Raw genomic sequence first — 14942 nt, 5'->3', positions numbered from 1 at the left:
TAGGGATGGATTTTCATACTATTGAGGAATTGCTTCAGCTTTGCCAAGAAAAAGAAATGACGATTGCCGAGCTGATGATAGAGACTGAAAGACAGAAGACAGGAAAAAGCAGTGATGAGATTTTCGGCATGATGAAAGAACGCCTCCTCAAAATGAAAGAAGCTGTTGAATCCGGGATTGCAGATCCATCGCCTGCTCCGAGCGGCATTTCAGGCGGCGATGCGTACTTGATGCAAAAGTATAAAGAAAAAGGGAATTACATGACAGGAAGCCTAATGGTTGATGCAATGAAGTATGCATTTGCCACCTCTGAAACGAATGCACGGATGGGCGTCATTGTCGCTACGCCTACCGCTGGTTCGGCCGGAGTCCTTCCAGGCTGTATCTTTGCCTTGAAGGAAAATACCGATATTCCTTTTGACCAGCTTGTAATGGGACTGTTTACGGCCAGCGCCATGGGCTATGTGATTGCCAACCGTGCGTTTATTTCCGGAGCCGCCGGAGGATGCCAGGCTGAGGTGGGGTCCGCGACAGCCATGGCATCAGCCGCCATTGTGGAAATGAGAGGGGGAACCCCGGAACAAGCGGCAAATGCAGGGGCGATGGCGCTCAAGTCACTTCTCGGGCTGGTGTGCGATCCGGTGGCAGGGCTTGTGGAAGTGCCTTGCATCAAGCGGAATGTGATCGGTACATCGATTGCATTTGCTTCCGCTGATATGGCCCTTGCCGGATTGGAGAGCCGTATTCCCTTCGATGAAGTCATTGGGGCGATGTACGATATCGGAAAAAGCATGCCCCGTACGTTGAAAGAGACCGCCCTGGGGGGACTGGCGGCAACGCCGACCGGGGAAGAAATGAAGGAGAAAATTTTGGGTAAACCATGTTTGAAGAGGGCCTGAGCGGCTTCACGGAAAAAAATAGCGGGTGAAGATTGTGGGAGAGCGCTTTTAACTAAGCCGCCGAAGGAGCAAGGTCCAAAAATTCCCCTTGGAACAAATCTCTCAGGCAGAAGAACCACAGTCGGACGCAACTCTGGAGAGCGCGATCTGAAAGACGCCGCCAAAGGGGAAAACTCCGGAAAATATTGGGGTTAAACTCTCAGGTAAAAGGACAGAGAAGGGAACAACCGCCCTTTTCTGTCCTTTTTTCGAAAGCTAAAAAAGCATAAAATTTTACCGAATTTTCTCTTCAAACAAGATTAACGTAGTGTCCAGCTTCAGGCGCCATCGGCTCGAGGTCATAAGCCAATCGCTGCTGAAGGCAAACTACGCCTTCTTCAGCGCTCGTCTTATGCTTGTCGCCGATAGACGGGCGCCTTGCGCTTTTCTTAATGACCGGTCTTTGAAAAGTTTTCCCGGAAAACTGCGTTCGTACGGTCATCTCGTTTTACACAATAGCCAAGAGGAGGGATCAAAGTGCATATTACGTTGACGGAGGCAGCTTTGAAAAAGCTGGAACATTTGGACGTAAAAGAAGGGCAAATCCCCCGGATTGATGCGGAAATTGCCGGTGGCTGCGGGATGTCGGTGTCTTTCAAGTTCATTGTGGATGAACCGAGGAAAAATGACCATGTGATTGAGTATAAAGGCATTCGAATCGGAATGGACCGGTTTACCCTGCGCAAACTGGACGAGGAGACGCAAATAGATTACACGGAGGAAAATGGTTTTATCGTTGGAGGAAGTTTTTCCTCAGGTGCCTGTATGATTGAGATCGAATAACAAAGATTAGATAAGAGGGAATGATGGGACGTGATCTTGCACCGGATGGAAACTATGTATCACGTCATCTGAAGCTTTACAAATGACAGATCTGCCGAAATCGATTATCATTGTGGGCGGGATTTAACAGCAATGATATTGCCGAGACTATACTTCCGGATCCGACTTTGTCCAAAACCTTGGTGAGGCTGCTTTAGCGACTGCCGGCATGAAGGTCCATGCATAGTCGGGCCGGATTTAATTAAAAACAAACGGAGGAATAGCTATGCAGTCAGAACAAAATAAAAACAGGGCCACCTTATTGATTTCCTGCCCGGAAAAACCGGGAATTATTTCGACAGTGTCCAATTTTTTGCTGGAGCACCAGGCGAATATCGTCCAATTTGACCAGCATACAACAGACCCGAAAGCAGGAATGGTCTTTATGCGGATCGAATTTGAATTGAACGATTTCGATGCCTCTTATGACAAATTGCATGAAGACATGCAAACTCTCGCTGAAGAGTACAAGATGAAATGGCAGTTAAACAATAAAAGAGATAGAAAGCGTATGGCCATTTTTGTGACCAAGCAGGAATCCTGTCTGATGGAATTGATTTGGAGAGTGAAGTCAGGTGAAATTGACGCGGACATACCAATGGTCATCAGCAACCACGATGATTTGAGGGAAATTGTTGAAAGGGAAGGAATTCCTTACTATCATATTCCGGTAAGCGCGGAAACAAAGGATGAGGCTGAACAGCGGACATTGGAACTCCTGGAAGGAAAAGTGGATTTCATTGTCCTTGCGCGGTATATGCAAATTCTTTCTCCTGAATTTATCTCTAAGTTCCCGAATCGAATCATTAATATCCACCATTCGTTTTTGCCGGCATTTGTAGGGGCGAACCCTTATGTAAGGGCATTTAACCGCGGGGTGAAACTGATCGGCGCCACCGCCCATTATGTGACAAATGATCTTGATGAGGGCCCGATCATCGAGCAGGACGTAATCCGGGTTACCCACCGCTATACAGCAGAAGATTTAAAAGTTGCCGGCCGCCATGTCGAAAAACAGGTCCTTGCCCATGCTGTCGCCTGGCATGTGGAAAATAAAGTGATTGTGCATGGGAATAAGACGATCATTTTTACTTAAACTGCCTGCAGCTCACGAAAACACATTTGCCGATTGGATCATCATCCTATGCAAAAATTCAAATAGGAAAAAACATAAACAAAGACGTGATAGCCAAAATCATTAAGGGCACAATAGGCCTGACTGAAGAACAGGATGATTTGGGAGGCTATCAAATTGTTAAAGCATTCATTACTTAGGAAAAGTGTATGTGCATTCATCATTTTGTTTTTAACAGGGATGGTTCAGTTAAAGATCGCATCAGCTGTTGAGACAGGGGCATCATCATCAAAAGATGGATATCGTGTTCCCATATTGATGTACCATGCGATCGATGAATACAAAGGAAATGGCATGAAAGAATTGTATGTCACACCGGAAAATTTTGAGAAACAGCTGCTTTATTTAAAATCCGCCGGATTTACACTGATTACATTCGAAGACCTGCCGCATATTGGAAATATCAAAAAGCCGATCATTATTACACTGGATGATGGCTATAAAAATAACATGAATGCTTATCACATCTTAAAGAAAATCAGTGATGCTTCCTTCAAACCGAGGGCCACCATTTTTATGATCGGCAAAAAAATAAACAGCCAATCAGGGCTTTCTGTTAATGAATTAAAAGAAATCAGTGATTCCGGCATCATAAGCGTCCAATCCCATACGGAGACGCATCCAAGACTAACCGAGACCGTAAATTGCACAAAAGAATTACGGGATATAAAAATAAAATTGGAAAAAATAACAGGACGAAACGTTTCAACGCTTGCTTATCCGTATGGAGATTATAATGATAAAGTGATTGAGGAAACAAGAAAATACTATCAATACGCTGTTACGACCACACCAGGCATTGCGAATACGACCGATTCCCCGTATGAACTGAAGCGTATACGTGTAAATTACAGCACATCACTAACTGCCTTTAAGAATATGGTCAATCCATAACATCTTGCCACAACGGGAAACCTCCTTTTTACGATGGGAATCAAATCGTCCATAGGAGTAAGACGATCGTTTTTACTTAAACAGCGGGGCGAAAAGCGAAAAAGCAAGTGTATGGTTGTTTGTATACATCACCTTGTTGTTACATAATGTATATGAGGTGGTTGAAATGAAAGGCGAAATAAAGATTAGAAAACAAATCTATTTAGAGCCTGAACAGAACGAACAAATCAAATTATTATCCGCCCGGCAAAACAAGACAGAAGCACAAATTATCAGGGATGCTATAAATCATTATCTGACGGAAAACAACAAGGAATTGGCTGATCCAATTTTAGAACTAATTGGTATGGTAAAAGACGGAATTGATAACGGCTCTACAGCCCATGATCAAGATATTTATTTAAATAACGAGGACACCCATGAAGTAAGATAAATTATTTATCGATACTGGGGCTTGGATCCTTAATAGAGGAAAAAGATCAATTTCATGAACGTGCCAGAAATTTCTTTAAAATCATTGAGCCTTCAGTGAAGCGGGTTACTTCCAGCTTTGTTATTGCCGAGACATATACTTGGTTGAGATATCGTGAGGGTTTTTCCTATGCCAAACGATTTTTGGAGATAATTGGAAGCTCTCAAGGTAACAGGACCATAGAGGTAATCTTGGCTGACCACGAAACGCTGGAACTGGCAGAACAGTTACTGAAAGATTTTCCTGACCAGAAATTATCTTATGTTGATGCTGCCAGCATAGCGATTATGAAAATGGAACAAATACAAAAAATTTTTGGATTTGATCGCCATTTTTATATCTTGGATTTTGAGGTCGTTCCTTAGAAGGAGGAAACCACATACTTGAAAAAAAGTGAACAGATATGATAAAGTATAAACGGAAAAATTTTATAACCGCAAAGTATGTATAACCTCAATAATCTGGTTTGAGGGTCTCTACCAGGAACCATAACTCCTGACTACAAAATTCCTATTTTTGTGGCAGGGGTTTTTTATATTTTAAAAGTTTAGGCAGATGGTTCCGATAGAGATTTTGTATTGCAGCGGGAAAAGGAGAGGGGGAGCTTTTTTTGAATTTGAAAGTTTTTATACTCGCTGCCTCTACAATAGCAGTAGGATTGGTTGAATTGACTGTGGGCGGTATTTTACCTGAGATCGCTGAGGACCTGGGTGTCAGTCTCGGCACTGCCGGGCAGTTGATCACTGTGTTTGCGCTTGTTTATGCCATTTCAGGTCCCGTACTTTTAACTTTGACGGCCAAAATTGAACGAAAACGGTTGTACCTTTTGGCACTGGCTATTTTTTTTCTCGGAAATTTAATGACTTATTTCAGTCCCGGTTTTTTATTGGTGATGATCGCAAGGGTCATTACAGCCATGAGCACCGCCTTGATTGTCGTTCTCTCTTTGACGATTGCGGCAAAGATTGTGGAACCGGCCCACAGGGCGAAAGCTTTGGGATTCGTCTATATGGGAATCAGCTCATCCCTTGTATTGGGAGTGCCTATCGGCATTCTGGTTGCTGACCATTTTGGATGGCGGGCTGTATTTTTGGGTATTGCCATGCTTTCCGTTTTATCCTTTATATTAATCTATCTGTTTCTGGAAAAAATCCCGAGTGAAAGGGTGGAGCCCTTATCTGTACAGATCAAATCGCTGGGCAGCATAAAAATTGCCAGTGCACATCTGGCAACCATGTTCACGCTGGCCGGGCATTATACACTTTATGCCTATTTCACACCTTTTCTGAAAACCACATTAAATTTGAATCAATATTGGATTAGCATTTGCTACTTCCTGTTCGGCCTTTCGGCCGTATTCGGCGGGGCGCTGGGAGGAACGCTAGCCGACCGGATCGGTTCCCGGAAAAGTATTTTATTGGTCATCAGCTCTTTTGCCGTTGTACTATTTGTCCTCCCATACTCAACGTTTTCCTTTCCGGTATTTCTTGTGGCGATGATGCTTTGGGGAGCGCTTAGTTGGAGCCTGGCTCCTCCCCAACAGAACTACATCATCCAGATTGACCCTGCTTCTTCGGATATCCAGCAAAGCATTAACAACTCGGCGCTGCAGGTTGGCATTTCGTTGGGATCTGCCATTGGTGGAGTCGCACTGGAGCACACACGCTCAGTTGTAAGCATAGCGCATGTAGGTGCAGGAGTTGTTGTGGTTGCATTGATATGCGGTATTATTTCGTTGACCAGCCCGTACAGGGTCAAGCAGGCGGGAACATTAAAATGAAACAGAAGTCAGCCTTTGATTTGATCTGCATAGGTTGCTATGGGAAGATGTTTAGGCCTAAGTGTAAGAGGATTTTATTATAGTAGTAATTTTGAATGGAGGACGGCCATGCTACTGCCTTTATAAAATCACTCTTTCCTTTGCTTTTGCTCTACTTAAGGCACCCTTCGCAAATAATACGGACAGCAATAATAATAAGCCGATGCAGAGGGGGCGATCAAATTAGAATTTTCTAGTGTCGCCCATCTGAATTAGATTAACAAAGAATGTCTATAAACTAGCCTGTAGGCAGAATCTTCCTTCCGGATGATTCTGCCTACAAGCTTTTTTAATTGCATATGGAAAATTTTGGCGTTTTGGGATTCAAGAAGTGAAGAAGAACAACCAATAGACTCAGTCATTGTCAACTCGAAAAGCGCGAAGAATTTCTGGGCTTAAGTTGCTGGATTATAGAATTTCATCAAGATGAAATTGATTTGCAGAGACTGTATATTGATCTGCTAAAACAGCATGTCGTTAAAGATCTTCCCTCGGTTCAACAAATGAAGCAGTTGCTAAAAACTATACTCTATTTTTCAAACATGGCTCGAATAGCTATCAAATAGAAAAAAATATATTTAAAAACAGATTAGAATTTTTCGAGAATTTTTATTGACATCATCTTTGAATCTCTGTAAAATACCTTTTAAGGAATATTTAGGGAACAATTCCTAAAGTGAAGTGCTCAATATAATTACTTTAAGAGGAGGAAACAAATATGAGTGTAGACACAGCTAAAATATTTGAGAACGCTTTACCTGCAATCACATCTGAAGAATACAGAGATGTCATCGGCCACTATACAAGCGGAGTCTCAATCATCACAACAAACAAAGATGGCGTCGATTACGGAATTACGGCCAGCGCTGTCACTTCCGTATCACTTGAACCGCCGATGCTGCTCGTGTGTGCAAACAGACAAACAGGAACAGCTCACGCAATTTCTGAGAAAAAGACATTCATAGTAAACATTCTTAAAGAAGACCAGGGAGCGCTGGCTATACAGTTCGCCAAAGCAAACACGGAAAAATTTAAGGATGTCCACTTGACATACAGTGCATCGGGAGATCCAGTCCTGCAAGATGCTCTTGTAAGTATAGAATGCAAAGTGGTTGAAGAGGTCATAGGGGGTACCCACTCGGTATTCATGGCAGAGGTACAATCTGCTACAAAGAATGAAGGAAGCCCATTAGTGTATTACAGAGGTAGGTTTGGCCAATTCAATCAATATGAATAGGCCTGACAATCTACCATTTCACAATATAAAAAGGAGGAAATAGTATGGCATTAATGACAGGTAAGCAATATAAAGAATCATTAAATGACGGAAGAGAGGTCTATATAGACGGGGAGCGTGTAAAAAATGTGGCAGAGCACCCGGCATTCAAGCCGATTGTTGACGTGAAAGCCAGAATGTACGATATGCCCCATGAGGACAGATATAGAGAAACGTTGACTGCGACTCTACCAGACGGAGAAGTGATCTCCCGGGCATATAATCCGCCGAAGTCAAAAGAAGACTTAACGGCGATCAGGAACCATGTGGAAACTGTTCTCGACGACTTGGGCGGAGTAGTTTACCGTGTGGGAGACGAAACGATCGGAGAAATGTGGTCTTTATATGACGCACAAGATAAATTGAACGAAATCAATCCGATTTATGCGGACAACATTAAATACCACATTGATCGTGTAGCAAGGGAAGATCTGTTCCATGTGTCGGCAAATACTGACCCAAAAGGAGATAGAAGCAAATTGTTCAGCGGTAAAGACGGCGGAACATTACTCCATGTAGTTGAGGAAAATGACAAAGGGATCGTTGTAAACGGAGCGAAATTTGAAACCGCTGCCGCGTATGCACACCAGGCGTTCGTCAAACCGACGATTCTTGACTGGGCCGCGGGAGAAGAAACAATGGCTCCGTTTGCCTGCGGATTCATTTGTGATATGGGATCACCGGGTCTGAAGCATATCTGCCGTACATCTTTGGGACAGGGGCGCAAGGAAGAAGATTATCCAATTTCCACAAAATTTGAAGAGATTGATACTCTGCTCATCTTTGACAATGTATTGATCCCTTGGGAAAACGTCTTGTTCCATCGTTCCCTTCAATCAGCTGCTTATATTCGTTCAACGGTACACCGTTATTCAGCATTTAACTATGTGCTTAGAATGCTTCGCCGTGCTGATTACCTTTTGGGTGCCGCAGTTTTGAATGCTGATCAGACTGGTCTTACACGCCTTCAGGCTGTACAGGAAAAAATCTCTCAGCTCATCAACTACAGAGAAGGAATCAATGCTCATTTAACTGCAGCTGTTGCCAACGCGGAGGAAAGCCCTGGTGGTCTGACTATGCCTAACCAATCTCTGCTTTATACAGGACGCGTTTTCGCCCTATCCAACTTCCCGGCAATGGCTCACTTGACAAGAGAGCTTGTAGGCGGACAATTGGCAGTAACTCCCGACACCGCAACCATGTCTGATCCTGCTATTAAGGAATATATTGACAAATACTATTCGGTAGGTGAGTGGAGTCCGGAAGATAGAGGGAAACTGCTTTATTTCGCAAGAGACCTCTTGAATTCTTCTCTTGCCGGTCACAACACAACATTCGAACTATTTGCCCAAAGTCCGCCGTTCGCGCAGCAGGCTGCAGTGTTCAATAACTTTGACTTGGATCCACAGCGTGAATTGGTCAAAAAAGCAGCCAATATTAATTTAAAACAATCAGTTTCCGTTTAATTACTGTTAATAGATTCTTAAGTATCTTTCAAAATTTCAAGGGTAGGTAATGTTGAACTTTCATATCGGGACAATGCCCATAGACGCATTTGCAAAGGTTTTACACACAGTGGGCTGTCCAGAAATAAAACTGCAGGTTATCTTGAGAAGGAGCCGGTGTCAAAAGCCGTGCAATTGTTCGGCTGGATGTTCGGTTTGCTTCTATATTAAAAAATCTGGAACTTATAAAAAGGAGAGAGAGCTTGATGTCTACACAAAAAGAGAAAACGGGGGTTAAAATAGAGAGGTTCCGCAAATTCAAAACAGATAATTTTTATCCATCAGAGTTTGGAGAAAAGGAACATCACGTAGTAAATGAATTTAGCATGGCAGTACGCGCGGGTAATCGTATTTTCTTAAGGGGACAGACAGGGTTTGATCTTGACGGAAAGTTCCACGGATTAAATGATCCGGCTGAACAGATGGAAAACGCCCTTCGTTGCGTTAAACAGCTGTTGGAAGAAGCTGGAGGAAGAATGGAAGATGTATGTAAAATAACTACATACGTGACAGACCGCTCTTACCGGAATGAAGTATATGCTGTAATTGCAAAACACTTCAAAGGGGTGTACCCCGTGAGCACCGGCTTGGTTGTTAACGGCCTGGCGCTTCCTGAAATGCTTGTCGAAATTGATGTTGAAGCAATTATCAGCGACCCTGAAGCATAAAAAGTTTAACCGGGCAGCAGAAAGTAGGAGAATGCTCCGCTTTTCTGCTGCTTTTCGTTATTACCACTATTTGTTATTATCACTATTTGTATCGACCATCACTCTGTATATCTTTCTAGGCCTCCCTTTTGAAGAGGGGGCTTCTTCTCCGATTACCTGTGCCAGGCCTTGTTCAACTAGACCTGTAAGAATCCGCCTAGCATTCCGTGGAGTCATTTTAAGCCAATCCGCCAGAAGGTTTGTTGTAACAGAATGGTTACTAGTTCTTTTTTGAACGGCCAAAATTTTATTGAACGTTGTAATGGTTACCCCGCTCTCTTTAAGTCTATCACTAATTTCTCTATCTTCAGTACGATAACTGAACGAAATGTTTTCTTCTTGTTTTAGTGGTCCTGTGATGTTGTCTCTGTCATCAACGAGAAAAGCACAAAATGGTTCGAAGTTTTGTGCATGGTGCAAAGCGACTCGAGCGTTTTCTTCAGCTTTGAGCGCCGTATCACCATAACCCACCCCGATATTTGCTGGCAAATCAGTGACCAAAGCCATACTTTCAAGAAGATATTGGACGTGTTGCCCGGTATCCTTTGAAAACCCCCTGGTAGAAAAAATAATAAATGATCCAAGCCCTAGGTTAACAAATGAACCAGATATGGATTCGGCATAATCTAAGACGGCCGTTTGCAATTCTAAATTTATTCGATGGGCATCATATGATATAGTGGCGCTGCTATTCGTCCTTTGTTTAATTTTGTCTACTTCAATGAGCAGAACCGCTATTTGTGACTTTCTAAATTGATGTGTGGTCCATTTTTCTATGGCGGATAACAGAGTTTCCCGTATATTCACACGGGTTGGAGTTACTTTGTATACGGGTATTCCCTGCAATTTAAGCTGTTCATAGACGAAATGAAGACCGGTGACACAAACATCCACTTTTCCACTGGTATAAAGCTCTTGATGGAACGTCAATAGTTTATCCAGTGGTGTATCATACTCCAATTCATGAAAATAAATATCGCTGTAAGGAATGTCCAGTTCACGGTAAGTCTCATACACGTCCCGTTCCTTCAGTAAATCAATACTCATCCTACTAAGGCTCAAATGGTCTTTATAGCCTATTTCTAATAAGGTTTTTTGCAAACTTGATCCATCTAATTTCAAATAAAAGAAAGGCTGCCGAGAACCGCTTTTGCTTACAAAGGCATGTAAGGCAGGTCCTGCAAAAATCCAAAAATCAACATCCTGCTGGTTTTTTCTAACAATCTCTGTCGCTTCCTCAGCATGCATATATTCAAAGGGAACTGTCGTTAACTGTTCTTCATATTCTTCTGCAATCTCACATATTGTTTTAACCATATCTCTTGGACCGACAACACCTGCTCTTGCTTTCATTCAATGCACCACCCGAGGATTTTATGTAGCAAGGACAACAATCATCTACAACCGATTGTTTATATATAAATTTATATGTATGTGATTTCATTCATATAGTAAACACAAATCCATTGCTGCTATTTTTTTTAGTTATATATATATAGTTTAGATTGAAATTTTTGGTTAATATACCGATAAAGTTTTCAAATCTTTTCCTACTCCATAATATTATCAGCTTTTTGTATAAAAGTTAATGTATCAGGATTGGAAGTACTAAGTTCGTTGCTGTTCTTTGCCCATAAACACTGTTTACCTTTCTCCCCCTCGAAAAGGTATATATGCAAGTGATATGGCAGAATGATGTTTTATGAAAAGCACTTTAGAGGAAAAAGATCAGCCATTTGTTTCACATGCTTAAGTGGTATGTATAGGGAAAAAAATGAAGGATAGAAGGCCCCCTGTATATTGGATTACCTCTACATGTGCCCATATTCGCTTAACATCTTAACGTCAAATGAAGTAGTACATGGTTGAAAGTAATGACAGAAATACCCGAAGGATCTTAATGTGTTTGACTAAGTCGGAGGTGGAAAAAGTGGTTGGAGAAGAAGCTCAGGTTTACAGAGGACGTTTGCGAAAAATATACAAGGGGGACAGAACCAAATGAATCTTGTCTGGCTAGGATCGCCAATCGAGATTTTTGATCATCAGAAATATTGGTGTGTAAAGTTGCCGGATGTTAATAACAACGTTGGGCAATTGCAAAGATGAATTTCATAAAATATCTTGACAATCATTCTGATACACTTTAAAGTCATAAATAAGGAATTGTTAGATATTTTATAATAGGAGTTTAATTTCAATTTGTCATTAAAGTAAGTTAATGTTATTTTTTTATCCTATTTAAGGAATATATATAGAAAAATTCCCTTTTATCCTAAAGGAGGAACGATCAATTGGTGAATGAGATTTACTTTTAATTATTTTTGGATAGTGCAAGAAAATAATCTCCTATAAGCGGGGTTATGCGAGTCTGTTCATTGTTTAAACTGTTTTATTGGGAATAAGTTGAAAAATTAATCAATTGGACATACTCAACAAAGTGTAATTGCACAGGGTATTACACCTTGTAAAAGTTCTTAGCTGTCCTTAGGTATGGATATTTATTTGAATGAACTTTAAAGCGATTTAAACTCCAAACAATATATAAGTTATTTAATTATGAACGATTTAAAGAAAAAGTCCGTTAAGCTTTATTTATAGAAGATTCCGACTATAAGGGATTTGACCAGGCCGAATGGGAAAACGCTGACAAATTGGATTGGATTTGCCGCGTAACTACGATTGTTATAAATAAAATCCGTGAGGTGAAGGAGGAATAATATGGCACCTGACATTAACAGTATCCCGACGGTAGATAATACATTATTCAGAGATGTTATCGGCCACTTTGCGAGTGGGGTCACCATTGTCACAACCGCCAATGAAGGGAGGAATTTTGGAATAACAGCAAGCGCTGTTACATCTTTATCGATGGAGCCGCCAATGTTGCTTGTATGTGTCAACCAAAATACCGGCACATGCCATGCGATTTCTAAGTCCAAATTTTTCGGCGTCCACATCCTTCATGAAGACCAAGGAGAATTGGCGCTTCAATTTGCCCGTCCCAATACAAACAAATTCAAAGGGGTTGACATTACTTATGGAAAATTGGGAGCACCGATTCTCCGAGAGGCATTGGCACATTTGGAGTGTCGTGTAGTTAAGGAAGTAACAGGCGGCACGCACTCAGTGTTTTTGGCAGAAGTGGTAAATGCCGGTGTAGAAGATAAAAATCCTTTAGCATACTACCGCGGAAAATTTGGACATTTCCAACCTTATGACAATGAAAATGCTTATCGTACAATTAAAAAGAAAATATTGGAACGGGAATTAACTGTGGATCAAGACCTATCCATAAACAATTTAGTCAATCAGTTGGAGCTTCCGAGGCAGTCCGTTTACTATGCACTAACCAAGCTGGAAGGGGAACAACTGGTGTCCCAGACGGAAGATGGAGATTATATGGTCACCCCTTTGACTGTTGAAAAGCTTCATGATGCTTTGGATACTCGTAATGTTCTTGAGATTGCGGCAGTAGAAAAAACCATTGGTAAACTTTCAGACGAAGAGCTTAAGGAATTAAGAAAGCGTGTTCAAGAAACTATTCCGGAAAACGGGCTACAAATAGACCCTGATAAGTACATTGAAGCCAATATTTCGCTTCATGAATATACCGTTGCCTTGGCGCAAAGTGCAACATTGTTGGAGTCTTACCGCCGGTTGACTGCCGAATCTGTCATGTTCAGCGCTTTAAGGGCTGCCTTAGAAACCAATAATGATAAAGCATACAACGAACTGAAAAAGTTATCCGAAGACCACATGTCGTTACTGAAAGCATATGAAGCCAGAGATAAGAAAAGAGCAATAGAAATTATCAAACAGCATAATGAGGAAGCCAAAAAACTAGGAAAATACTTAATCGGAAATGCCGGAGGAAGTATTTAATCATTTTTAATAGCAAAAGGAGGAAAGCAGATGGCTTTGAGAACTGGAGAAGAGTATAAACAATCTTTGAATGACGGTAGAGAAGTATATATTGACGGAGAAAGAGTTCATAACATAACGGAACATCCGGCTTTTAAACCGATTATTGATGTGAAAGCACGTATGTATGACATGAATCATGAAGAGAAATACAAAGACATATGTACGGTAACCCTCCCTGATGGAGATGTAATTTGCCGAGGATACCAGATGCCGAAGACAAAAGAGGATTTACAGGCGATCCGCAAATATGTAGATACCGTTTTAGATAAATTAGGTGGGGTTGTCTACCGTGTGGGAGACGAGACAATCGGTGAAATGTGGTCTTTATATGATGCCCAGGACCGGCTGAATGAAATTGATCCCACTTACGCAGAAAATATTAGATATCATATTGATCGTATAGCAAGAGAGGACCTTTTTCATGTTTCGGCAAACACTGACCCGAAAGGAGACCGCAGCAAATTAATTAACGGTGAAGACGGGGGGACACTCCTTCATATCGTGGATGAGAATGAGAAAGGAATTGTTGTGAGGGGGGCCAAGTTTGAAACCGCTGCCGCTTATGCCAATCAAGCCTTTGTAAAGCCGACGATTTCCAATTGGTCAAATGCTAGCGTCAATATGGAAAACTACGCTGTAGGCTTTATTTGCGATATGGGTGCACCGGGTTTGAAGCACATTTGCCGTTCATCTATAGGAGCCGGCAAAGATCCGGAAAACTATCCAATTTCTTCTAAATTTGAAGAGATTGATACACTGTTGATTTTTGATGATGTGTTAATTCCATGGGAAAATGTGTTATTCCACCGTTCACTTGAGTCCGCAAAGTATATCCGTGAAACATTACACAGATATTCGGCTTTCAACTATGTATTGCGTATATTGAAAAGGGCCGACTATTTATTGGGAGTAGCACTTTTAAACGTAGAGCAGACTGGCTTGACAAAAATTCCATCTGTACAGGAGAAGCTTACTGAGTTGATCACGTATCGCGAGACGATCAATGCCCACCTGACTGCGGCTATTGCCGAAGCACAGGAGACTGCCGGCGGATTAATGATGCCGAATCAATCCCTATTATACACCGGAAGAATTCAGGCGTTAAAGCACTTCCCGGCAATGGCACATTTGGCGCGTGAGTTAGTGGGAGGCCAGTTGGCGGTAACACCAGATATGGAAACAATCACAGATCCGAAGATCAAGGAACATATTGACAGGTATTATTCTGTAGGTAAATGGAGTGCGAAAGAAAGAGCTAAACTACTTTACTTCGCCCGAGACTTGTTGAATTCTTCTTTGGCGGGGCATCAAATTACGTTTGAGTTGTTTGCCCAAAGTCCCCCATTTGCTCAGTCTGCCGTAGCCTTTAAAAACTATGATTTGGAACCGCATCGTGAAATGGTAATCAAGGCAGCTAATATACAGCCTAATGTGGTTAAAAAATGAAGAT

13 protein-coding genes and 3 riboswitches are annotated in these 14942 nt (G+C 41.8%); of the genes, 12 read left to right on the top strand and 1 reads right to left on the bottom strand.

Translation table 11 applies throughout. The features are described from left to right. Positions 1-5: 5 nt before the first annotated feature. The 10 genes from sdaAA (at position 6) to FS666_RS03915 (ending at position 9529) form a co-directional block, all read left to right on the top strand. Complete coding sequence (gene sdaAA / locus FS666_RS03960; protein WP_186306452.1) at positions 6-899, top strand: L-serine ammonia-lyase, iron-sulfur-dependent, subunit alpha; 894 nt, start codon at positions 6-8, stop codon at positions 897-899. 25 nt (positions 900-924) lie between these two features. Next, positions 925-1027: riboswitch (glycine riboswitch) on the top strand. Next, a riboswitch (glycine riboswitch) is annotated at positions 1028-1123 on the top strand. A 292-nt stretch (positions 1124-1415) separates the two neighbouring features. After that, positions 1416-1721 carry a HesB/IscA family protein gene (locus tag FS666_RS03955; protein ID WP_144462110.1) on the top strand — a complete coding sequence of 102 codons (306 nt, stop codon included), beginning with the start codon at positions 1416-1418 and terminating at the stop codon, positions 1719-1721. A 265-nt stretch (positions 1722-1986) separates the two neighbouring features. Further along, positions 1987-2856 (top strand): formyltetrahydrofolate deformylase, encoded by an 870-nt coding sequence (purU, locus tag FS666_RS03950; RefSeq protein ID WP_144462112.1) that lies wholly within the window; start codon positions 1987-1989, stop codon positions 2854-2856. Positions 2857-3012: 156 nt separating this feature from the next. Continuing rightward, a complete protein-coding gene (locus tag FS666_RS03945; RefSeq protein WP_186306451.1) occupies positions 3013-3789 on the top strand; it encodes a polysaccharide deacetylase family protein in 777 nt (258 codons plus the stop codon). 166 nt (positions 3790-3955) lie between these two features. Beyond that, positions 3956-4222, top strand: a complete 267-nt coding sequence (locus FS666_RS03940; RefSeq protein ID WP_144462116.1) for a ribbon-helix-helix domain-containing protein — start codon at positions 3956-3958, stop codon at positions 4220-4222. Further along, on the top strand, positions 4219-4626 hold the full coding sequence (locus FS666_RS03935) for a type II toxin-antitoxin system VapC family toxin (RefSeq protein WP_144462118.1): 408 nt from the start codon (positions 4219-4221) through the stop codon (positions 4624-4626). The genes FS666_RS03940 and FS666_RS03935 overlap by 4 nt, the downstream gene beginning before the upstream one ends. 58 nt (positions 4627-4684) lie before the next feature. After that, positions 4685-4783: riboswitch (purine riboswitch) on the top strand. A gap of 88 nt (positions 4784-4871) precedes the next feature. Beyond that, a complete protein-coding gene (locus FS666_RS03930; protein WP_144462120.1) occupies positions 4872-6041 on the top strand; it encodes an MFS transporter in 1170 nt (389 codons plus the stop codon). A 757-nt stretch (positions 6042-6798) separates the two neighbouring features. After that, positions 6799-7317, top strand: a complete 519-nt coding sequence (locus tag FS666_RS03925) for a flavin reductase family protein (protein WP_144462122.1) — start codon at positions 6799-6801, stop codon at positions 7315-7317. A gap of 44 nt (positions 7318-7361) precedes the next feature. Further along, positions 7362-8822, top strand: a complete 1461-nt coding sequence (locus FS666_RS03920; RefSeq protein ID WP_144462124.1) for a 4-hydroxyphenylacetate 3-hydroxylase family protein — start codon at positions 7362-7364, stop codon at positions 8820-8822. A 245-nt stretch (positions 8823-9067) separates the two neighbouring features. Beyond that, on the top strand, positions 9068-9529 hold the full coding sequence (locus tag FS666_RS03915; protein WP_144462126.1) for a RidA family protein: 462 nt from the start codon (positions 9068-9070) through the stop codon (positions 9527-9529). 66 nt (positions 9530-9595) lie between these two features. On the opposite strand, the gene FS666_RS03910 is transcribed toward FS666_RS03915, so the two are convergent. Next, entirely contained in the window at positions 9596-10921 is a 1326-nt protein-coding gene (locus FS666_RS03910) for a hypothetical protein (RefSeq protein WP_144462127.1), read from the bottom strand. A gap of 1365 nt (positions 10922-12286) precedes the next feature. Between FS666_RS03910 and FS666_RS03905 the strand changes: the two genes are divergently transcribed. Both FS666_RS03905 and FS666_RS03900 read left to right on the top strand, forming a co-directional pair. Next, a complete protein-coding gene (locus tag FS666_RS03905) occupies positions 12287-13450 on the top strand; it encodes a flavin reductase (protein WP_144462129.1) in 1164 nt (387 codons plus the stop codon). A 30-nt stretch (positions 13451-13480) separates the two neighbouring features. Beyond that, positions 13481-14938, top strand: coding sequence for a 4-hydroxyphenylacetate 3-hydroxylase family protein (locus FS666_RS03900; RefSeq protein ID WP_144462131.1), 1458 nt, complete (start codon positions 13481-13483; stop codon positions 14936-14938). Positions 14939-14942 lie beyond the last annotated feature (4 nt).

This window comes from Siminovitchia fortis, assembly GCF_007681465.1.
Lineage (GTDB): Bacteria > Bacillota > Bacilli > Bacillales > Bacillaceae_C > Siminovitchia > Siminovitchia fortis.
The sequence above is the reverse complement of the archived record's forward strand: the minus strand, read 5'-3'. Positions and strand labels throughout refer to the sequence as shown.

Excerpts from the sequence above, each read along its gene's own strand:
- sdaAA (WP_186306452.1), top strand. The coding sequence starts at position 6 with ATGGATTTTCATACTATTGAGGAATTGCTTCAGCTTTGCCAAGAAAAA.
- purU (WP_144462112.1), top strand. The coding sequence starts at position 1,987 with ATGCAGTCAGAACAAAATAAAAACAGGGCCACCTTATTGATTTCCTGC.
- FS666_RS03940 (WP_144462116.1), top strand. The coding sequence starts at position 3,956 with ATGAAAGGCGAAATAAAGATTAGAAAACAAATCTATTTAGAGCCTGAA.
- FS666_RS03925 (WP_144462122.1), top strand. The coding sequence starts at position 6,799 with ATGAGTGTAGACACAGCTAAAATATTTGAGAACGCTTTACCTGCAATC.
- FS666_RS03920 (WP_144462124.1), top strand. The coding sequence starts at position 7,362 with ATGGCATTAATGACAGGTAAGCAATATAAAGAATCATTAAATGACGGA.
- FS666_RS03915 (WP_144462126.1), top strand. The coding sequence starts at position 9,068 with ATGTCTACACAAAAAGAGAAAACGGGGGTTAAAATAGAGAGGTTCCGC.
- FS666_RS03910 (WP_144462127.1), bottom strand. The coding sequence starts at position 10,921 with ATGAAAGCAAGAGCAGGTGTTGTCGGTCCAAGAGATATGGTTAAAACA.
- FS666_RS03905 (WP_144462129.1), top strand. The coding sequence starts at position 12,287 with ATGGCACCTGACATTAACAGTATCCCGACGGTAGATAATACATTATTC.
- FS666_RS03900 (WP_144462131.1), top strand. The coding sequence starts at position 13,481 with ATGGCTTTGAGAACTGGAGAAGAGTATAAACAATCTTTGAATGACGGT.